The organism is Enterobacter cloacae complex sp. P2B, from assembly GCF_014895985.1.
Taxonomy (GTDB): Bacteria; Pseudomonadota; Gammaproteobacteria; order Enterobacterales; family Enterobacteriaceae; genus Enterobacter; species Enterobacter bugandensis.
In genome coordinates this window covers 415,296-435,043 of the sequence record NZ_JADBQQ010000011.1, presented here as the reverse complement: position 1 = coordinate 435,043, position 19,748 = coordinate 415,296, and the positions used below count along the sequence as shown (strand labels likewise).

Annotated in this window: 20 protein-coding genes and 1 pseudogene; 11 read left to right on the top strand and 10 right to left on the bottom strand. The window is 56.9% G+C overall.

The features are described 5' to 3' along the window. A partial coding sequence (gene ychF / locus IM313_RS12140; RefSeq protein ID WP_193056096.1) for a redox-regulated ATPase YchF occupies positions 1–1,088 on the bottom strand: 1,088 nt, incomplete at its 3' end. Positions 1,089–1,214: 126 nt separating this feature from the next. Next, on the bottom strand, positions 1,215–1,799 hold the full coding sequence (gene pth, locus IM313_RS12135; protein ID WP_008499504.1) for an aminoacyl-tRNA hydrolase: 585 nt from the start codon (positions 1,797–1,799) through the stop codon (positions 1,215–1,217). A gap of 274 nt (positions 1,800–2,073) precedes the next feature. Here pth and ychH point away from each other — a divergent pair, with 274 nt between their 5' ends. After that, complete coding sequence (gene ychH / locus IM313_RS12130) at positions 2,074–2,349, top strand: stress-induced protein YchH (RefSeq protein ID WP_008499505.1); 276 nt, start codon at positions 2,074–2,076, stop codon at positions 2,347–2,349. A gap of 123 nt (positions 2,350–2,472) precedes the next feature. Next, positions 2,473–3,531 carry a MerR family transcriptional regulator gene (locus IM313_RS12125; RefSeq protein WP_192971183.1) on the top strand — a complete coding sequence of 353 codons (1,059 nt, stop codon included), beginning with the start codon at positions 2,473–2,475 and terminating at the stop codon, positions 3,529–3,531. On the opposite strand, the gene dauA is transcribed toward IM313_RS12125, so the two are convergent. From dauA to lolB, 4 genes are all read right to left on the bottom strand, one after another. Next, complete coding sequence (dauA, locus tag IM313_RS12120) at positions 3,517–5,196, bottom strand: C4-dicarboxylic acid transporter DauA (protein ID WP_049138204.1); 1,680 nt, start codon at positions 5,194–5,196, stop codon at positions 3,517–3,519. The genes IM313_RS12125 and dauA overlap by 15 nt on opposite strands. A gap of 124 nt (positions 5,197–5,320) precedes the next feature. Next, positions 5,321–6,268 (bottom strand): ribose-phosphate diphosphokinase, encoded by a 948-nt coding sequence (gene prs, locus IM313_RS12115; RefSeq protein ID WP_003856663.1) that lies wholly within the window; start codon positions 6,266–6,268, stop codon positions 5,321–5,323. A 125-nt stretch (positions 6,269–6,393) separates the two neighbouring features. Continuing rightward, positions 6,394–7,263, bottom strand: coding sequence for a 4-(cytidine 5'-diphospho)-2-C-methyl-D-erythritol kinase (ispE, locus tag IM313_RS12110; RefSeq protein ID WP_192971182.1), 870 nt, complete (start codon positions 7,261–7,263; stop codon positions 6,394–6,396). After that, positions 7,260–7,871, bottom strand: a complete 612-nt coding sequence (lolB, locus tag IM313_RS12105) for a lipoprotein insertase outer membrane protein LolB (RefSeq protein ID WP_048998397.1) — start codon at positions 7,869–7,871, stop codon at positions 7,260–7,262. Before lolB ends, ispE begins: the two co-directional genes overlap by 4 nt. A gap of 201 nt (positions 7,872–8,072) precedes the next feature. Between lolB and hemA the strand changes: the two genes are divergently transcribed. From hemA to kdsA, 6 genes and pseudogenes are all read left to right on the top strand, one after another. After that, a complete protein-coding gene (gene hemA / locus IM313_RS12100; protein ID WP_021240361.1) occupies positions 8,073–9,329 on the top strand; it encodes a glutamyl-tRNA reductase in 1,257 nt (418 codons plus the stop codon). 41 nt (positions 9,330–9,370) lie between these two features. After that, the gene (gene prfA, locus IM313_RS12095; protein WP_021240360.1) at positions 9,371–10,453 is read left to right on the top strand and encodes a peptide chain release factor 1; all 1,083 of its coding nucleotides are present in this window, start codon (positions 9,371–9,373) and stop codon (positions 10,451–10,453) included. Next, positions 10,453–11,283 carry a peptide chain release factor N(5)-glutamine methyltransferase gene (gene prmC / locus IM313_RS12090; protein WP_192971181.1) on the top strand — a complete coding sequence of 277 codons (831 nt, stop codon included), beginning with the start codon at positions 10,453–10,455 and terminating at the stop codon, positions 11,281–11,283. The genes prfA and prmC overlap by 1 nt, the downstream gene beginning before the upstream one ends. An 8-nt stretch (positions 11,284–11,291) precedes the next feature. After that, a pseudogene (locus IM313_RS22580) lies at positions 11,292–11,375 on the top strand (siroheme synthase); the annotation flags it as partial. Positions 11,376–11,416: 41 nt separating this feature from the next. Continuing rightward, the gene (gene sirB1 / locus IM313_RS12085; RefSeq protein WP_028013460.1) at positions 11,417–12,226 is read left to right on the top strand and encodes an invasion regulator SirB1; all 810 of its coding nucleotides are present in this window, start codon (positions 11,417–11,419) and stop codon (positions 12,224–12,226) included. Between the two features lie 36 nt (positions 12,227–12,262). Then, positions 12,263–13,117 carry a 3-deoxy-8-phosphooctulonate synthase gene (gene kdsA / locus IM313_RS12080; protein WP_028013459.1) on the top strand — a complete coding sequence of 285 codons (855 nt, stop codon included), beginning with the start codon at positions 12,263–12,265 and terminating at the stop codon, positions 13,115–13,117. A 74-nt stretch (positions 13,118–13,191) separates the two neighbouring features. On the opposite strand, the gene chaA is transcribed toward kdsA, so the two are convergent. Further along, on the bottom strand, positions 13,192–14,292 hold the full coding sequence (gene chaA / locus IM313_RS12075; protein WP_048998393.1) for a sodium-potassium/proton antiporter ChaA: 1,101 nt from the start codon (positions 14,290–14,292) through the stop codon (positions 13,192–13,194). A 269-nt stretch (positions 14,293–14,561) separates the two neighbouring features. On the opposite strand from chaA, the gene chaB reads away from it, so the two are divergent. Next, the gene (chaB, locus tag IM313_RS12070) at positions 14,562–14,792 is read left to right on the top strand and encodes a putative cation transport regulator ChaB (RefSeq protein ID WP_014884191.1); all 231 of its coding nucleotides are present in this window, start codon (positions 14,562–14,564) and stop codon (positions 14,790–14,792) included. Between the two features lie 177 nt (positions 14,793–14,969). Then, positions 14,970–15,665 carry a gamma-glutamylcyclotransferase gene (locus tag IM313_RS12065; RefSeq protein WP_028013457.1) on the top strand — a complete coding sequence of 232 codons (696 nt, stop codon included), beginning with the start codon at positions 14,970–14,972 and terminating at the stop codon, positions 15,663–15,665. Between the two features lie 29 nt (positions 15,666–15,694). Here IM313_RS12065 and IM313_RS12060 read toward each other — a convergent pair whose 3' ends face one another. From IM313_RS12060 to IM313_RS12050, 3 genes are all read right to left on the bottom strand, one after another. After that, positions 15,695–15,934, bottom strand: a complete 240-nt coding sequence (locus IM313_RS12060; RefSeq protein ID WP_013096243.1) for a DUF1883 domain-containing protein — start codon at positions 15,932–15,934, stop codon at positions 15,695–15,697. 194 nt (positions 15,935–16,128) lie between these two features. Next, positions 16,129–17,913: a methyl-accepting chemotaxis protein gene (locus IM313_RS12055; protein WP_192971180.1), complete on the bottom strand. Its 1,785-nt coding sequence runs from the start codon at positions 17,911–17,913 to the stop codon at positions 16,129–16,131. A gap of 106 nt (positions 17,914–18,019) precedes the next feature. Beyond that, entirely contained in the window at positions 18,020–18,373 is a 354-nt protein-coding gene (locus IM313_RS12050) for a DsrE/DsrF/TusD sulfur relay family protein (protein WP_028013455.1), read from the bottom strand. Positions 18,374–18,446: 73 nt separating this feature from the next. On the opposite strand from IM313_RS12050, the gene nasR reads away from it, so the two are divergent. After that, positions 18,447–19,631: a nitrate regulatory protein NasR gene (gene nasR, locus IM313_RS12045; RefSeq protein ID WP_192971179.1), complete on the top strand. Its 1,185-nt coding sequence runs from the start codon at positions 18,447–18,449 to the stop codon at positions 19,629–19,631. The last annotated feature ends 117 nt before the right edge of the window (positions 19,632–19,748 follow it).

Here is a 19,748-nt window from a genome sequence, read left to right as displayed (position 1 = left end):
TTAAACAGGAAGTTCATCACGTCGCCATCTTTAACGATATAATCTTTCCCTTCCGCACGCATCTTGCCTGCTTCTTTCGCGCCTTGCTCACCCTTGTAAGTGATAAAGTCTTCAAACGCGATAGTCTGCGCACGAATAAAGCCTTTCTCGAAGTCAGTGTGTATTTTACCAGCCGCCTGAGGCGCAGTTGCACCTACAGGGATGGTCCACGCACGCACTTCCTTCACGCCAGCGGTGAAGTAGGTCTGCAGGTTCAGCAGCTCATAGCCCGCGCGGATCACGCGGTTCAGGCCCGGCTCTTCCAGACCCAGCTCGGCCATGAACTCTTCACGGTCGGCGTCGTCCAGCTCTGCGATATCGGATTCAACGGCAGCGCAAACCGCTACAACCACAGAACCTTCCGCCGCGGCGATTTCACGCACTTTGTCCAGGTACGGGTTGTTCTCGAAACCGTCTTCATTAACGTTGGCGATGTACATGGTTGGCTTCAGGGTCAAGAAGCTCAGGTATTTGATCGCCGCCTTGTCTTCGTCAGTCAGGTTTTTCAGCGCGCGCAGCATGCCCGCGTTTTCCAGCTGTGGCAGGCATTTTTCCAGCGCAGCCAGTTCCGCTTTCGCATCCTTATCGCCGCCTTTCGCTTTCTTCTGCACGCGGTGAATTGCACGTTCGCAGGTGTCGAGGTCAGAGAGCGCCAGCTCGGTGTTGATAACGTCGATATCGTCAGCCGGATCCACTTTGTTGTTAACGTGGATGATATTGTCGTTCTCGAAGCAGCGCACAACGTGGCCGATCGCTTCGGTTTCACGGATGTTGGTCAGGAACTGGTTACCCAGACCTTCGCCTTTGGAGGCACCCTTCACCAGGCCCGCGATGTCCACGAACTCCATGGTGGTGGGCAGAATGCGCTGCGGCTTCACGATTTCCGCAAGCTGGTCCAGACGCGGGTCCGGCATTGGCACCACGCCGGTGTTCGGTTCGATGGTACAGAACGGGAAGTTCGCCGCTTCGATACCCGCTTTGGTAAGCGCGTTAAACAGGGTGGATTTGCCCACGTTTGGCAGACCGACGATACCGCATTTGAATCCCATTTCTAAATCACCTTAATATCTTGATAATCAATCCGTTAACGATAACCGATTGATGAAAAGTAAATAACTACGCCTATTATACACGTAACCCGCATGACGCGCGGTAAAAAAGCCGTATCGGGCGGATTATTGCGCTTTGAAAGCGTGTAAGCGATTTGTCGCTTTGGTTAAGCCGTCTTGCAGCCAGATTTCAGTGCAGCGCGCCGCTTCGTCTACCGCCTCGTCAATCAGTTTTTGTTCGGAAACCGGGGGTTTACCGAGCACGAAACCGACAACTTTGTTTTTATCGCCCGGATGGCCAATTCCCACGCGCAAACGGTGGAAATTCGGGTTATTGCCCAACTTGCTGATGATGTCTTTAAGACCGTTGTGACCGCCGTGTCCGCCGCCCAGCTTGAATTTTGCTACGCCAGGCGGGAGATCCAGTTCATCGTGAGCCACCAGAATTTCATCCGGATTGATGCGATAAAAGGTTGCCATTGCCGCCACCGCTTTACCACTCAGGTTCATAAAGGTGGTGGGCACCAGCAGGCGAACATCCGCGCCAGCAAGGTTGATACGTGAGGTATAGCCGAAGAATTTTGGTTCTTCACGCAGGGGAGCACGTAACCGTTCGGCCAGCAGATCGACGTACCAGGCTCCGGCGTTGTGGCGGGTGGCCGCATACTCCGCGCCCGGGTTGGCGAGGCCGACAATCAGTTTAATCGTCACGATTCAATTCCTAATGGGTTCCAGATCTGGCGCGTAGTTTACTGTCTGGCGCGCCGCTTGACAAAATTCTGCGTTCGTCACAGCGAGAAGCAAATAATTACTTATCTGAACAATTAGAATTTCAAGTTGTTCAACATGTTATTTGTAAATTTTTGTCTGGGAGTTATCTGTAATTGTGATCATTCACGCAACTCATAAAAGGGGCGTTGTCTATACTTTACACACAAGGATTAGGGGCTTTTCCCCTGACAACCCAAAGTTCCGGAGGTGACACATGAAACGCAAAAACGCTTCGTTACTCGGTAACGTGCTGATGGGGTTGGGGCTCTTCGTGATGGTAGTCGGCGTAGGTTATTCCATTTTAAACCAGCTGCCGCAGCTTGATCTCCCACAATACTTCGCGCATGGCGCGGTATTGAGCATCTTCCTCGGTGCAGTATTGTGGCTCGCCGGGGCGCGCGTAAGCGGACATGAGGAAGTCTGCGATAAATACTGGTGGGTGCGCCACTACGACAAACGCTGTCGTCGCGACCAGCATAAGCACAGCTAGTGCATGATGAAGAACATCGAAACGACTCCATCCGGAGTCGTTTTTTTTTTTGCATAGCATATTGACCCTCACGTAACGTAAGGCTCCAGAGTGGTGGCACTGGCAAAGTAAAAAGGAGCAGTTATGTTGATTCAGGTGGGTGAGCTGGCGAAACGAGCCGGTATCACCGTGCGGACATTGCATCACTACGAGCAAACAGGGCTGTTGCTGCCTTCTGCCAGAAGCGCGGCAGGTTACCGGCTTTACAACCTGGCGGATGTACAGCGTCTGCACATGATCCAGGCGCTGGCAAAAGCGGGGCTGGAACTTGCCGAAATCAGGGATTTTCTGGAAAAGGAGTCGCTGTCGTTGACCGAGCTACTCGATGCGCAAATCACGCAGCTAGATAAACAGCTGCGCAGTATACACACGCTGCGCGACCGGCTGGTGGAGCTGCGTACCGGGCTTACCGACGATGCGACGCCGGATCTGGAGTCCTGGCTACAGACTCTGGAGTTAATGAATATGTACGATCGCTGGTTTAGCAAAGAAGAGTTACAGCAGTTGCCGTTTGCGGTACAGAAGGATGCGCTGGCGGCTATCTGGTCAGGGCTGGTGGCAGAGGCTAACGCGCTGCTGGAACAGGATATACCCGTTACTGACACGCGGGCGATGGATCTGGCGACGCGCTGGATGGAACGTCTTGAACAGGACACGGCGGGCAAGCCGGAGTTTCTCACCCGGCTGAACGAGATGCACAGCGTAGAGCCACAGATGCAGGCGCAGACCGGCATCACCCCGGAGATGACAGATTACATCACGCGCGCGTTTGCGGAATCTAAGCTCAGCATATGGGAGAAGTATCTCACTGCCGAAGAGATGGCCTTTACCCGGGCGCATTATTTTGACCGCATGATGGAGTGGCCGCCGCTGGTGGCGAAACTGCATCAGGCGCAGCGGGACAATATCGCTCCTGACTCGAAGGAGGCGCAAAAGCTGGCTGAAAACTGGCTGGCATTGTTCCAGTCCTACGCAGGCACCAACCCGGAGACCCAGCAAAAGTTTCGTACGGCTATGCAGCAGGAGCCGCATCTGATGAAAGGAACCTGGATGACGCCTGCCGTGCTTGCATGGCTCCAGCAGGCGATCGGGGTGATGATGCAGAGACGTTTCTCTGCATCAGGTAACTCACAGATCCGCTAACGCGGCTTCACGGTTAGGATAAAAGGCAAGGCGGCCAGGGATCGGCTGCACGCCCGCACGCGCCATGGTGCGCAGGGGCTGGAATTCCAAGTTGCTGACCCGCAGCTCGCAGCCTTCCGGCAGACGTTTCACAAAGCGCTGGAAGGCATCCAGACCGCCGGCATCCAGCACCGGGACGGCATCCCACTTCAGCACCACAACCCGTTTCCCCGCGATGCGGGACTCCAGATCGCTGAACAATCCTTCCGCCGCGGCAAAGAAGAGCGGGCCAATCACGCGCAGCACCAGCACATCCTCAGGCACCTCCACGTTAACCGGAGAGAGGCGCGTCATCTGCGCGATGCGGCGCATAAATAGCAGGGACGCGAGCACGATCCCGACGCTGATGGCGATAACCATATCGAACAGCACGGTCAGAGACATGCAGATTAGCATCACGATGATGTCGTCTTTCGGCGCGCGACGCAGCAGGTTCACCACCTTGTGCGCCTCGCTCATGTTCCAGGCCACCATCAGCAGCAGGGCGGCCATGGCGGAAAGCGGCAGCCAGGAGAGCAGTGGGGCAAGGATCAGCAGCGCCAGAATCACCAGCACGGAGTGGATAACCGCCGAAACGGGTGACGTTGCCCCCGCGCGCACGTTTGCCGCAGAACGGGCGATGGCTGCCGTGGCGGTAATCCCGCCAAAGAACGGTGCGATGAGGTTGCCTAAGCCCTGACCGACCAGTTCGCTGTTGGCTTTGTGCTTGGTGCCGGTCATGCCGTCGAGCACCACGGCGCAAAGCAGGGATTCAATCGCTCCCAGCATCGCCATAGAGAACGCGGCGGGCAGCAGGGCGCGAAGGGAATCCCAGCTCAGGGTGAAGCTCGAACCAGGCATGTCCCACGGCAGCACCAGCTGCGGCAGCAGCTGTGGAATGCCATTACCCTGCGAACCGTCCGCCAGAACATAGTGGAACTGCGAGCCGATAGTCGCGACATGACCGCCGAACATATTAACGATAGCCATCACCGCGCAGCCCAGCAGCAGGGCGGGCAGATGGCCCGGCAGGCGAATACCGAGACGAGGCCAGACGATCAGCGTCCCCAGGGTGACTATTCCGATGGCGGCGTCGCCCAGGTTGGCCGTTGGCAGCGCCATAAACAGCGCCCCCACTTTTTGTAAATAGTGCTCCGGGACGTGGGGCATCTGCAGACCGAGAAAATCTTTGATCTGCATGGTTCCGATGGTGATCCCAATCCCCGAGGTGAACCCCAGCGTCACGGAAAGGGGAATATATTCAATCAGGCGACCAAAACGGGCCAGACCGAACAGAATCAAAAAGACGCCGGACATCAGGGTGGCAACCAGCAGGCCTGCCAGACCAAACTGTTGTGAAACCGGGTAGAGGATCACCACAAAGGCGGCGGTCGGGCCGGAGACGCTGAAGCGCGAGCCGCCCGTCAGGGCAATAACAATCCCGGCAACGGCCGAGGTATACAGACCGTACTGTGGCGCAACGCCGCTGCCAATCGCCAGCGCCATCGCCAGCGGGATGGCAATAATTCCGACGGTGATCCCGGCAATCAGGTCACGGATAAAGCGTGACGAGGTGTACTTCTCTTTCCAGCAGGCGTCGATGAGGGCGCGAAAGGGCAGAACATGTGAGGAGGCTACGTTTTTCACAATTATCTATCATCCGTGTGCGCATCATCTGTCATATGAATGGCAGGTGAAGGAGGCATTAATCATACAAATAAAACCCAGAGACAAAAAAACCCGCCGCAGCGGGTTTTTTGGCCGTGTTCGATTAGTGTTCGAACATTGCAGAGATGGATTCTTCGTTGCTGATACGACGAATCGCTTCGGCCAGCATCCCGGACAGGGTCAGGGTACGCACGTTTGGCAGTGCCTTGATCTCGTCGCTCAGTGGGATGGTATCGCATACCACAACTTCGTCAATGACGGAGTTGCGCAGGTTGTTCACGGCATTACCGGAGAAGATCGGGTGGGTCGCGTAAGCGAACACGCGCTTGGCACCGCGCTCTTTCAGCGCTTCAGCGGCTTTACACAGCGTACCGCCGGTATCGATCATGTCGTCAACCAGCACGCAGTCGCGGCCAGCCACGTCACCGATGATGTGCATCACCTGAGAAACGTTAGCGCGCGGACGACGCTTGTCGATGATCGCCATGTCGGTATCGTTCAGCAGCTTAGCGATAGCACGGGCACGTACCACGCCGCCGATGTCCGGAGAAACCACAATTGGGTTGTCCAGGTTCAGCTGCAGCATGTCTTCCAGCAGGATTGGGCTGCCGAATACGTTATCAACCGGGACGTCGAAGAAGCCCTGGATCTGCTCTGCGTGCAGGTCAACGGTCAGTACGCGGTCAACGCCGACGCTGGACAGGAAGTCAGCGACAACTTTAGCGGTGATTGGCACACGCGCGGAACGGACGCGACGGTCCTGGCGGGCATAACCAAAGTAAGGGATAACAGCAGTGATACGGCCTGCGGAAGCGCGACGCAGAGCGTCGACCATAACAACCAGTTCCATCAGGTTGTCGTTTGTTGGAGCACAGGTGGACTGGATGATGAAAATATCACCACCGCGTACATTTTCGTTGATTTGTACGCTGACTTCGCCGTCGCTAAAGCGACCTACGGCGGCGTCGCCGAGGGAAGTGTACAGGCGGTTGGCAATACGTTGTGCTAGTTCCGGGGTGGCGTTACCAGCAAAAAGCTTCATATCAGGCACGAGAAGAACCTCAGGCATGCGTCCAGTGGTGGATAGCGTTCGCCGCAAACTGCGGGGCCTAAGCGAAGGCTATCCAGGCGGTGTATTAAAGAGCGCGATGCAACGTCTGGAACAGGGTGACGTTGTCACCGAAACTCAGTCTGCGCCAGAATGGCCTGCTGTAGGGGGGAGGTGTTCATCCCGCGTGCTACAAAACCATGCAGCCAATCCGGCGCTTGCTCAAGCACCTGACGGGCGGCGGATTCGGTGTCAAATTCAGCAAAGACACAGGCCCCTGTACCGGTCAGGCGCGACGGCGCGTATTCTAACAGCCAGGAAAGCACCGCATCAACCTCGCGAAAACGTTTTCTTGCGATATCCTCGCAATCGTTGCTGAATTCACAATTTAATAACGTTTCTATTGACCGTACCGGGGTATTTCTTTTCAGGTCAGGATCTTTAAAGATGACCGGGGTCGGAATACTCACGCCGGGGTGGGCAACCAGATACCATTTCTCCGGCGGGTTGACCGGGGAGAGGATCTCACCTACGCCCTCGGCAAAGGCCGCGTGGCCGCGAACAAACACAGGGACATCTGCGCCCAGCGTTAAGCCCAAACCAGCCAGTTCATCCGTCGACAGCCCGCAGCCCCAGAGGTGGTTCAGCGCAACCAGCACGGTGGCGGCGTTGGATGAGCCCCCGCCGAGACCGCCACCCATCGGCAGACGCTTCTCAATGCGGATATCCGCACCGCTTCCCGCCGGCAGACGGCCCGATTCCGCGGCGGCTTGCATCAGCAGGCGCGCGGCGCGGACGATCAGGTTGTCCTCATGCGCCACGCCGTCGACCGGCGTCAGCAGGCAAATCTGCCCATCCTGACGCGGCTCGATGGCAATCGTGTCGCCATAGTCAATGAACTGAAACAGCGTCTGCAGAGTGTGATAGCCGTCAGCACGCTGGCCGGTGATGTATAAAAACAGGTTCAGTTTTGCCGGAGAAGGCCAGTGGGTCATCATTTAACGATCCAGTTGTCCATTTTCAGCTTGATGCGCTGGCTGCCCTGGGTCAGCTCCATGTTTGATGGCAGCGACGGTTTACTCTTGCTGTCATAGGCGCTGTACACCACTTTCCAGGTTTTGCCGTTCTGGATGTAGTTGACCTGGCTCAGACGGTATTGATCGTCAAGCGTATAGTCGGTCGCTTCGCCCGGCAGGCCGAGGATCCACTGGCGCAGGCTGTTCAGCGGAATTGGCATCCCGGTCAGCTTGCCAATCATCTCTTCAGCATCGGTCGCCGTGTAGTGCTGGCCTTTGTTATCGGTGATCTGGGCTTCGCCCGGTTTGGCGATAAGCTCCAGCTCGGTGCTGCCCAGCGGGTTCAGCAGCAGCAGGCGATAGTTGTCCTGCCCCGTTTGCTGCCAGAAGAAGCGGGCATAAACCTTTTGTTCGTCAGAGAGATACGCGAAGGCGCCGCGCGTCTGGTACTGCTTCAAATTAAGGACGTCCTGCTGGTGCTGACGCCACTGCGGTGAATCAGGGCTTTTGCCCGGGCCTTTTGGTTGGGTGACAGTACAGGCGGTCAGAACCAGTGCTGCCAGCGGCAGCAGGCGAATCAGTCGGGTCATAATGAGGACAAATCCTTGAGATACGTTGCAGTTATAACTGTTAATGCTAGCGCCCCGCAGTGCTACCGTCTACGTTCAAATTATCTCAAAGCGTTGAGTAACCTATTACTCCGAAAGGAGGCGGTCTCTTTTATTGATCTCGCGCATCCTGTATGATGCGTCCTGCTAACCTTATTAACGCTGGTACTACTCCCGCTCAACATGACCCTATTAGCACTCGGCATTAACCACAAAACGGCCCCGGTTTCGCTGCGAGAACGCGTTACGTTTTCGCCGGATACGCTTGACCTGGCGCTGGACAGCCTGCTTGCACAGCCGATGGTGCAGGGTGGCGTGGTGCTTTCGACGTGCAACCGTACCGAGCTGTATTTGAGCGTGGAAGAGCAGGATAACCTGCACGACGCGCTGATCCGCTGGCTATGTGACTACCACAATCTCAACGAAGACGAGCTGCGCAACAGCCTTTACTGGCATCAGGATAACGATGCGGTCAGCCATCTGATGCGCGTCGCCAGTGGTCTGGATTCGCTGGTGCTTGGCGAGCCGCAGATCCTCGGCCAGGTAAAAAAAGCCTTCGCAGATTCCCAGAAAGGGCATCTCAAGGCCAGCGAGCTGGAGCGTATGTTCCAGAAGTCCTTCTCCGTGGCGAAGCGTGTGCGAACCGAAACCGACATTGGTGCCAGTGCGGTTTCTGTTGCTTTCGCGGCCTGTACCCTTGCACGGCAAATCTTTGAATCCCTGTCGACCGTCACCGTGATGCTGGTAGGCGCGGGCGAAACCATCGAGCTTGTGGCGCGCCATCTGCGCGAGCATAAAGTGAAAAAGATGATTATCGCGAACCGCACCCGCGAACGCGCGCAGGTGCTGGCGGACGAAGTGGGTGCCGAGGTGGTTGCGCTGAGCGATATTGATGAACGTCTGAAAGAGGCGGACATTATTATCAGCTCTACCGCCAGCCCGCTGCCGATCATCGGTAAAGGTATGGTGGAGCGTGCGCTGAAATCCCGCCGTAATCAGCCAATGCTGCTGGTGGATATCGCCGTTCCGCGCGATGTTGAGCCAGAGGTTGGCAAGCTGGCTAACGCCTATCTTTACAGCGTGGATGACCTGCAAAGCATTATTTCGCACAACCTCGCCCAGCGTAAAGCGGCGGCGGTGCAGGCGGAAACCATTGTTGAGCAGGAAACCAGCGAATTTATGGCCTGGCTGCGCGCGCAAAGCGTCAGCGAGACCATCCGCGAGTATCGCGGACAGGCGGAGCAGGTGCGTGATGACCTGACTGCCAAAGCGTTAGCGGCCCTGGAACAGGGCGGCGACGCGCAGGCGATTATGCAGGATCTGGCGTGGAAGCTGACCAACCGCCTGATCCATGCGCCAACCAAATCTCTTCAACAGGCTGCCCGTGACGGGGATGATGAACGCCTGACTATTCTGCGCAACAGCCTCGGGCTGGAATAGCGCCCTATACCCATTTTCTAAGACAAGGTGCACTTACGCCTATGAAGCCTTCTATCGTCGCTAAACTGGAAGCTCTGCACGAGCGCCATGAAGAAGTACAGGCGCTGCTCGGCGATGCCGGGACTATCGCAGACCAGGAACGTTTTCGCGCGCTTTCGCGTGAATATGCGCAGTTGAGTGATGTATCAAAATGCTTTACCGACTGGCGACAGGTTCAGGAAGATATTGAAACCGCGCAGATGATGCTCGACGATCCTGAGATGCGCGAGATGGCGCAGGAAGAGCTGCAGGATGCAAAAGCGCGTTCCGAAGAGATGGAGCAGCAGCTTCAGGTGCTGCTCCTGCCGAAAGATCCGGACGATGAACGTAACGCGTTTGTCGAAGTGCGCGCCGGTACCGGCGGTGACGAAGCGGCGCTGTTTGCCGGGGATCTGTTCCGCATGTACAGCCGCTACGCCGAATCGCGCCGCTGGCGCGTGGAGATCATGAGCGCCAACGAAGGCGAACATGGCGGCTACAAAGAGGTTATCGCCAAGATCAGCGGCGACGGCGTGTACGGACGTCTGAAGTTTGAATCCGGCGGTCACCGCGTGCAGCGCGTTCCGGCCACCGAATCTCAGGGCCGCATTCATACCTCCGCCTGTACGGTGGCGGTGATGCCGGAGCTGCCGGAAGCGGAACTGCCGGACATCAACCCGGCGGACCTGCGCATCGACACCTTCCGCTCCTCCGGGGCGGGCGGTCAGCACGTTAACACCACCGACTCCGCCATCCGTATTACCCACCTGCCAACCGGCATCGTGGTGGAGTGTCAGGACGAACGTTCGCAGCACAAAAACAAAGCCAAAGCGTTGTCCGTGCTGGGCGCGCGCATCCACGCGGCGGAAATGGCGAAGCGTCAGCAGGCGGAAGCCTCTACGCGTCGTAACCTGCTGGGCAGCGGCGATCGCAGCGACCGTAACCGCACCTACAACTTCCCTCAGGGGCGCGTAACCGACCACCGCATCAACCTGACCCTGTACCGTCTGGACGAGGTGATGGAAGGGAAGCTGGATATGCTGATTGAGCCTATCGTGCAGGAATACCAGGCCGACCAGCTGGCGGCGCTGTCCGAGCAGGAATAATGGATTTTCAGCGCTGGTTACGCGAGGCGGCCGGTGAGCTTTGCAAAAGCGAAAGCCCGAAGCGCGACGCCGAAATTTTGCTTGAGCATGTGACGGGTAAAGCCCGCACGTACCTGCTGGCATTCGGCGAAACTGAGCTGACCGCAGAGCAGGAAGCACGGCTCGCCGCGCTGCTTGCCCGCCGTAAAAACGGCGAGCCGGTGGCGCACCTTGTCGGTGAGCGCGAGTTCTGGTCGCTTCCGCTTTACGTCTCGGCGGCAACGCTGATCCCGCGTCCGGATACCGAGTGTCTGGTGGAGCAGGCGCTGGCACGTTTACCCGCAGCGGCCTGCCGCATTCTCGATCTCGGGACGGGAACAGGTGCTATCGCGCTGGCGCTGGCCAGCGAGCGGCCTGACTGCGATGTAACGGCAGTGGATGTGATGCCCGACGCGGTGGCGCTGGCGCTGCGTAACGTGGAACGTCTCGGGCTCAGCAACGTAACGGTGCTGCAAAGCAGCTGGTTTACCGCGCTGGAGAGCCGCTCATTTGCGATGATTGTCAGCAATCCTCCTTACATTGACGAACATGATCCGCACCTTGCGCAGGGGGATGTTCGCTTCGAACCGCTGACGGCGCTTGTGGCCGCCAACGCGGGATTAGCCGATCTTGATCAGATTGTGACAACGTCACGAGAGCATTTGCTTCCCGGCGGCTGGCTGCTCGTGGAGCATGGCTGGACGCAGGGAGAATCCGTGCGGGCACTGTTTACCCAGGCAGGCTACGCCGCTGTCGAAACCTGCCGCGACTACGGCGGCAACGAACGCCTGACGCTGGGGCAGTGGTCTTGAGTTCCGGGTATCTGCCATTTACTGATAAAGGCGTAAGGCTGACTGAAAGGCAGTTTGGCGTTATCATCTACATCGTTTTGAGTTTTATCGCGCCTGAGCGTCATTGTTCGCTCAGTCGTTACTGGGGTAAGTCATGAGGTCCTTAGCCGATTTCGAATTTAATAAAGTGCCGCTTTGCGATGGCATGATCCTGATTTCGGAGATGATACGCGACGATTTTACGTCGCAGTACGTCTACGATGAACTGGAGAATCTGGTCAGCCTGGCGCGTGAAGAGATCAATCAGGCGCGCCCGCAGGACTGGCAATTAGAGAAGCTTCTGGAGCTTTTCTACGGCGAATGGGGTTTCTGCGACACGCGTGGCGTGTATCGCCTGTCTGACGCATTATGGCTGGACCAGGTCTTAAAAAATCGTCAGGGCAGCGCCGTTGCGCTGGGCTCTATTTTGTTGTGGGTTGCGCACCGCCTGGATATTCCGCTGGTGCCGGTTATTTTCCCGACGCAGATGATCCTGCGTGCGGAGTGGCTGGACGGTGAGATGTGGCTCATTAATCCGTTTAACGGCGATACGCTGGACGAGCATACGCTGGACGTCTGGCTGAAAGGCAACATCAGCCCGGTGGCCGAGCTCTTTAACGAAGATCTCGACGAAGCCGACAACGCCGAAGTCATTCGCAAGCTGCTGGATACGTTGAAGTCAGCGCTGATGGAAGAGCGTCAGATGGAGCTGGCCTTGCGTGCCAGTGAAGTGCTGTTGCAGTTTAATCCGGAAGATCCGTACGAAATTCGCGACCGCGGGCTTATCTATGCCCAGCTCGACTGCGAGCACGTGGCGCTGAACGATCTGAGCTATTTCGTCGAGCAGTGCCCGGAAGATCCGATTAGCGAAATGATTCGCGCGCAGATCAACGCGATCTCGCACAAACAAATTACACTGCATTAATCTTAATTCCGATTCACACCTGAATAAGGCGATCCTATGAAACAAAAAGTGGTTAGCATTGGTGATATCAAGGTAGCAAACGACCTGCCGTTCGTGCTGTTTGGCGGTATGAACGTGCTGGAATCCCGCGATCTCGCCATGCGTATCTGCGAGCACTACGTGACCGTGACCCAGAAGCTGGGCATTCCGTACGTGTTTAAAGCCTCTTTTGACAAAGCCAACCGCTCCTCCATCAACTCTTACCGTGGCCCTGGCCTGGAAGAGGGGATGAAAATTTTCCAGGAGCTGAAGCAGACGTTTGGCGTGAAAGTGATCACCGACGTGCATGAGTCCTGGCAGGCGCAGCCTGTGGCAGACGTGGTAGACGTAATCCAGCTTCCGGCGTTCCTGGCGCGTCAGACCGACCTGGTTGCCGCGATGGCGAAAACCGGTGCCGTGATCAACGTGAAAAAACCGCAGTTCGTGAGCCCTGGCCAGATGGGTAACATCGTTGATAAGTTTATCGAAGGCGGTAACGACAAGATTATTCTGTGCGACCGTGGCGCTAACTTCGGTTACGACAACCTGGTTGTGGACATGCTGGGCTTCAGCGTGATGAAGAACGTCTCTAACCAGTCGCCGGTGATCTTTGACGTGACCCACGCGCTGCAGTGCCGCGACCCGTTTGGTGCAGCCTCTGGTGGCCGTCGTGCTCAGGTGACCGAGCTGGCGCGCGCCGGTATGGCGACCGGCCTGGCAGGTCTGTTCATTGAAGCGCACCCGGATCCGGCTAACGCGAAATGCGATGGCCCATCCGCGCTGCCTCTGGATAAGCTGGAGCCGTTCCTGAAGCAGATCAAAGCGATTGACGATCTGGTGAAAAGCTTCGACGAGCTGGATACCAGCAACTAATAAAAAAACCCGCTTCGGCGGGTTTTTTTATGGGACATATTGCCGGGTAAGCGCAGCGCCGCTGGGCAAAAAGACTACGCAAAGATCGTCATCAAATACGCTGCAAACAGTGCCATATGCGCCGCGCCGTTCAGGACATTGGTGCGGCCAGTGGAGAATGAAATCTGGCACAGCAGCAGCGAGGCCACCATCACAATCATCTCCGGCGCGCCCAGCGCAAACTGCAGCTCGTTACCGGTCATAAAGGCGATCAGCGTCACCACCGGTACGGTGAGTGAAATGGTCGCCAGCACGGAGCCGAAGAACAGATTCATCGCACGCTGCACCTGATTGTTCAGCACCGCCTTCAGCGCACCTAAACCCTCAGGGGACAGGATCAGCAGCGCCACCAGGAAACCGGTAAAGGCCACCGGCGCGTTCAGCTCGGTTAACAGCGTCTCCAGCGGGTTGGCGTTCATCTTGGTGACCGCGATAACCGCGATCAGATGCACGATCAGCCAAACCGTGTGCCACGCGCTGCTGTGGGCCGACGGTTTACCGTGGTGCGGATCATCGTCGTCGCTGTCGTCTTCATGCTCATACACAAACAGGCTCTGGTGCGTTTTGGTCTGAATGAGCAGGAACACGCCGTACATGGCGGCGGAAATCAGCGCGACCAGCAGCGACTGGCCGGTGGAGAAGTTTGCGCCCGGCAGCGCCATCGGGAAGACCAGCACGATAATTGCCAGCGGGAAGAGGGCGATCAGATACTGTTTAATGCCGAAAAGATTCATGTACTGGGTCGCAAATTTGCGTCCGCCCAGTAACAGAGAGAAGCCTACCAGGCCGCCCGTCACAATCATAATGATGGAGTAAAGCGTATCGCGCATCAGGGTCGGGGCGGCATCGCCGGTTGCCATCAACGCGGAAATCAGGCTGACTTCGAGAATAACGACGGAAAGGCTGAGAATTAAAGAGCCATAAGGCTCGCCCAGGCGGTGGGCTAATACGTCCGCATGGCGAACGACGCTAAACGCGCTGGTTAAAATGCCCACCAGGGCAAGAATATTGATACCAACCACCACTGGCAGTGACTGACTGCTTCCCCAGAAGAGCAGCACAGCCAGTGCCAGAACCGGGAAAATGAGAGACGTCTCCTTGTGGCGGGTCTTTACCGCCTCGTGTGTTGCTGTCATGTGCTTCTCCATCAATGCAGGTGCTTGTAATTATAGATAGATTTTAAGGGCAATAAATTAACAGAAATCTGTTAAATAACCTTTATTTTTTACTTAATTTTACCCTTTGTTATGGTTTTCTTGTTTAATGCCTATAATAAGATATTTCTTTTAAATATATGTTTAATAACAATGAATTATGAAATTCATCCGCTCATTGTTTATGACCGGCTGGCACACCGGCGTATCGTCGTCCACACTTAACTCTTTAGGCAAAAGAGAGGTTAGTGATGCCATATAAAACGAAACGCGAATTACCCGATAACGTGAAAAACGTCCTGCCCGAACACGCGCAGGATATCTACAAAGAAGCGTTTAACAGCGCATGGGATCAGTACAAAGATAAAGACGATCGGCGGGATGATGCCAGCCGGGAAGAGACAGCGCACAAGGTCGCGTGGGCCGCAGTAAAACATGACTATGAGAAAGGAGACGATGATAAATGGCATAAAAAGAAATAGCCGTGAAATTATTCGCTGCCTTCATTTTGACTTTTCAGGCGGTTGAACTGCCGTTGTATTGCAACTGGTCCGCTAATTGCTTATCGTAATTTGACTGCTGGCAAAATGACCAGCACAGAATGCCGGGAAGGCGAATTACAGATGTCGCAAGGAAGCATGCAGTGGCGGAGGTGTAAAGTGTTAACGCGTGATTTCTTAATGAAGGCAGATTGTAAGACGGCATTTGGTGCTATTGAGGAATCGCTTCTCTGGTCAGCTGAACAACGTGCGGCGTCGCTCGCTGCCACGCTTGCCTGCCGCCCGGATGATGGCCCGGTATGGATTTTTGGCTACGGTTCACTGATGTGGAACCCGGCTCTCGAATTTGTTGAATCGGCAACCGGCACGCTGCCCGGCTGGCATCGCGCATTTTGCCTGCGCCTGACGGCCGGACGCGGCAGCGCCTGTCAGCCAGGGCGCATGCTTGCACTAAAAGAGGGCGGACGCACCACGGGCGTCGCGTATCGCCTTCCGGATGCCACGCTCGAAGAGGAGCTGACGCTGCTCTGGAAGCGCGAGATGATCACCGGCTGCTATATGCCGAGCTGGTGCAAGCTGGAGCTCGACGACGGGCGCACCGTTAACGCGCTGGTGTTTATTATGGATCCGCGCCACCCGCTGTATGAAGCGGACACCCGCACGCAGGTGATTGCCCCGTTAATCGCCGCCGCCAGCGGGCCGCTGGGCACCAACGCGCAATATCTCTTCTCCCTCGATCAGGAGCTGACCCGCCTCGGCATGCAGGACGATTGTCTGAATGAGCTGGTGGTGAAAGTGAAGGCGCTGCTGGAAGGGAACCCGCTCAACAGCACGCTGCGACCGGGTTTTGCCTGAGAATACGCCCGGCGAGCCGGGCGTTTAAATTACGCTGCCACGTAGCTGACCGAATGCTCCAGCGACTGGCTGTGGCTGTCGATCAGCACATCCCACGTGCCGGTATACGGCACGGTAAGCCAGGCCTTGTCATCCTGCACGGTCAGAATATCCGCCTGGGATTGCTTCTGTGCTTTCGCACTCATCAGATGAATACGACAGCGCTCTGAGCAACGCACCACCACCGTATCCCCGCCAAACAGTTTCAAACTTGTTTTCACCAGTGCCATTTTCTACCCCGTCGATTTTGCCCATCCCGAGCGTGATGTTGTTCACAAAATACTCATTGCATAACACCAAAGCGGGGAGCGAGGGATGCTGATTTTGATCAAAAAATGGCATAACGATTAAACAAAAATGACAAAATTCCTGAAACCTTTCAGCGGACGCGCGTTTAACCTGTTTAACGCGCGCCTGAAGAAAATTAAATGCGGAAATGGCCGGCGGTTTCAGCAAGCTCGCCCGCCTGGCTTTGCAATGCGCTGGCGGCCGCGGCGGACTGCACCACCAGCTCAGCATTCTGCTGCACCATTCTGTCGAGATGGGTCACCGCGTGGTTGATCTCGTGAATGCCTTTCATCTGCTCGCTGGTGGCAATCGAGATCTCGCGCATGATGCCGGAGACGCTGCCGATGCTGGAGCGGATCTCATCCATGCTTTCCCCGGCCAGATGCACGTAGCGCGAGCCGGTGGCCACGCTGTCGGTGGTGGAGTCGATAAGCGATTTGATCTCTTTCGCCGCCTGGGCGCTGCGGCTGGCGAGGTTCCGCACTTCACCGGCAACCACGGCGAACCCGCGGCCCTGCTCACCGGCACGCGCCGCCTCGACGGAGGCGTTCAGCGCCAGAATGTTGGTCTGGAAGGCGATGCCGTCGATCACGCTGGTGATATCGCCAATCTTAGCGGACGCCACTTCGATAGACTGCATGGTGCTGATGGCCTGCGAAACCACTTCACCGCCGCGCGCTGCGGCCGCAGAGGCCTTGCTGGCCTGGTCGTTGGCTTCTGCTGCCGATTCATTTGACTGGGTGACGGAGGCGGTGATCTCTTCCACGGCGCTGGCGGTTTCGCGAAGGCTGGACGCCGCCTGCTCGGTACGTCCGGAGAGATCCTGGTTACCTGCCGCAATCTCCTGCGCGGCGTTTTTCACCGAGGCGCTGGCGTCGCGGAGCTGAACCATTACCACCGAGAGCTTATCGCTGAAGGCGTTAAACGCCTGCGCAATTTGCGCCACTTCGTCATCGCCGCTGTCCGGCAGGCGCTGGGACAGATCGTTAGTGCCGTTGGCAATGTTGTGCATCGCGTCACGAATGTCGGACAGGCGCTTCAGCAGGCGGGCAATCAGGACGTGAACAAGGGCGCCGCTCAGGAGTGCGAGGATCACCAGCGAAATCGCCGACGCTTTCAGCAGGGAACGCATGCCGGAGGTGGCATCGCTGCTGTCGAGGGCGACGACCAGGAGCCAGTTCGTGCCCGGCACGGCTGAAGCGATAAAGGTTTTATCCTTGTCATTCAGCGTTCCGTCGACCGGGTTACCGCTCTTCAGCGCCGCAAGGTCGATGCCTTTGATCGTCTCGGCAAACGGCTTCAGCGTCAGGGCCGGCTCGTTGGCGGCAATCACCGTGCCGTCGCTGTTCAGAAGCAACCCGCTGCTGGCCGGCGTGGGGTGGATCCCGCGCACGTTCGCCACCACGCTATCCATGGCGACATCACCCGCCACCACCGCTTTCAGAGCGCCATTCTCCTTCACCGGCACGGCAAACGTGACCACCAGCTTCCCGGTCCCGGCATCAACGTAGGGTGCCGTTACCACCGGGCCGTCCGTGCTCACCACCTGTTGATACCAGGGACGAACGGTGGGGTCATAATCCGCCGGGACGCCTGTCGGGTCTGAGAATTTCGCCGTCTTGCTGGCGTAGCCCACGTAAACGTTGGTGAAACCGCCCGCCAGGGCAAGCTGCTTAAACGCCGGAACCGGATCGTCAGCCAGCGCGATGCTCTGCGCGGAGGTAATCACCGTCATTTTGCTTTTGACCCAGTCGGCAATCGCCATGTTGTGGCTGGCGCTGGTGCTGGTCAGAATATCGCGCTGGGACTGCTGGTTATCCTGGCGCGTGACCTGGAAGTTAATGACGGTATTGAGAAGAAGGGCGACGACGAGGCAGCCTGTCGTCGCGGCGATAATGCGTGCGCGAATGGATCTGAACATAAGTGAAATACCTGCTGTGTTGTTTCCATGCCTATCGGCAACCCCGCAGGTAAACTTGATGCTGAAACCGCGTCCATAAGAAAATAATATTTTTACGGATTTATTATTAAAAAGTTAATACTTTATCCGCGGTCAGCGTCCATTCGGCCAGTTCAACCAGCGTACCGATTTCTACGCCCTCGATCAGCGGCAGCCCGGTAATGCCGCGCCCGTCGGTGCAGGTCTTACAGAGTTTTACCGGCACGTCCTGCGCGGTCAGGATCTCCAGCATCTGCTGAATGTTGTAGCCTTCCGCCGGTTTTTGACCCTTCAGCCCGGCGGTCACGGCATCGGACATTAAAAATATCCGCAATACCAGATCGCTCTCTTTTTCGCGTAGCGCGATCGCGAGGCGCAGACTGTTGAAAAGGGATTCGCTGCCGTAGGCCGCCCCGTTGGCGACGATCACAATCTTCTGCATGTTGACTCCTGTTCTTATAAAGGCACGAATATTGCTTAATTTCCCCGGAGTTTCGTTGTCCGGGAGAGTAAGCATGACATTAATGGCCGGCATTTCGCCAGGTGCAACCGAATGGCTCCAGCGCGCAAGGCGGATGCGCCGGGAGCAGCTCAGCAGGCTGGCGCAGCTGAACGTGCTGGTGCGCGGCATTAGCCAACTGGTGCATATGCTCCAGTGCGAGCGCGGCGCATCTAACGTCTGGCTCTGCTCACAGGGTAAGCTCTATGCGCCTGAATGCAAAGCCAGCCGGGCGCTGGTGGATGAAAACCTTGCTGCACTGAACGATAGTCTTGGAAAACAGTCCGCCTTTCCGGGAAGCGCCGTTTGCGAACGTATCGGCAATGCGCTGCTCACGCTGGAGACGCTTCCCGCGCTGCGCGACGGTGTAAATCGGCAAACGCTGACGGCTCCGCAGACAATGGAGCACTACTCCCGCATGCTGCGCCACCTGCTCAGTATCGTACCGCAGCTTAATGACAGCATTGACGACCCGCAAATCGCGGGCCGTTTCGTCGCGCTATATAGCCTGATGCAGGGGAAAGAGCTGGCGGGACAAGAGCGGGCCCTGGGGGCGATTGGCTTCACGCAGGGCTTTTTCGATGACGTGACCCGCCAGCGGCTGGTTGACCGCATTGACGGGCAGCAGGCCTGCTTTGAGATCTTTCTCTCCCACAGCCAGGCCGACGTGCAGACTTCGTTCTCCCTTAATTGTCAGCCCGATCGTGAGACGGAGCAGCTCCGGCGCGTGGCCTGTACTCGCCAGCCTGCCGCAGACAATGGCCATACCGCACTCGCCTGGTTTGCGCTGCAAACGGCGCGGCTGGAGCATCTGCGCGCGCTGGAGGAGACGATCATCGCCGATCTGATGGTCGCGGTGGATGAGCGTATTCAGCGCGACGAGGCATACCCGCTACCCGGGGATGAACAGGACGATCCGCTGGCGCACTACCCGGATAAACCGCTGCTGACCCTGGTTCGCCAGCAGGCACGAGAGATAGAGCAGCTTTCCCGCCAGCTCGCGTCGCTGCGCGATACGCTTGAGGAGCGCAAAACCATTGATAAAGCCAAAAGCGTGCTGATGACCCACCAGAACATGAGTGAAGAACAGGCCTGGACAACGCTGCGCAAAATGGCGATGGACAAGAACCAGCGCATGGTCGATATCGCCCGCGCGCTGCTTACGGTGAAGAGCGTCTGGCAGGTAACACCAAAGGAGTAGCTGCACAATCAGCGGGCATTTTATGCCTGATTGAGGTGCGTGAACGCGGTCAAAACCGGTTTTCGGCCCTGAAAGAGGGTCTTTAAACCTGGCACTGGCTTTGCATTATTTAATTAA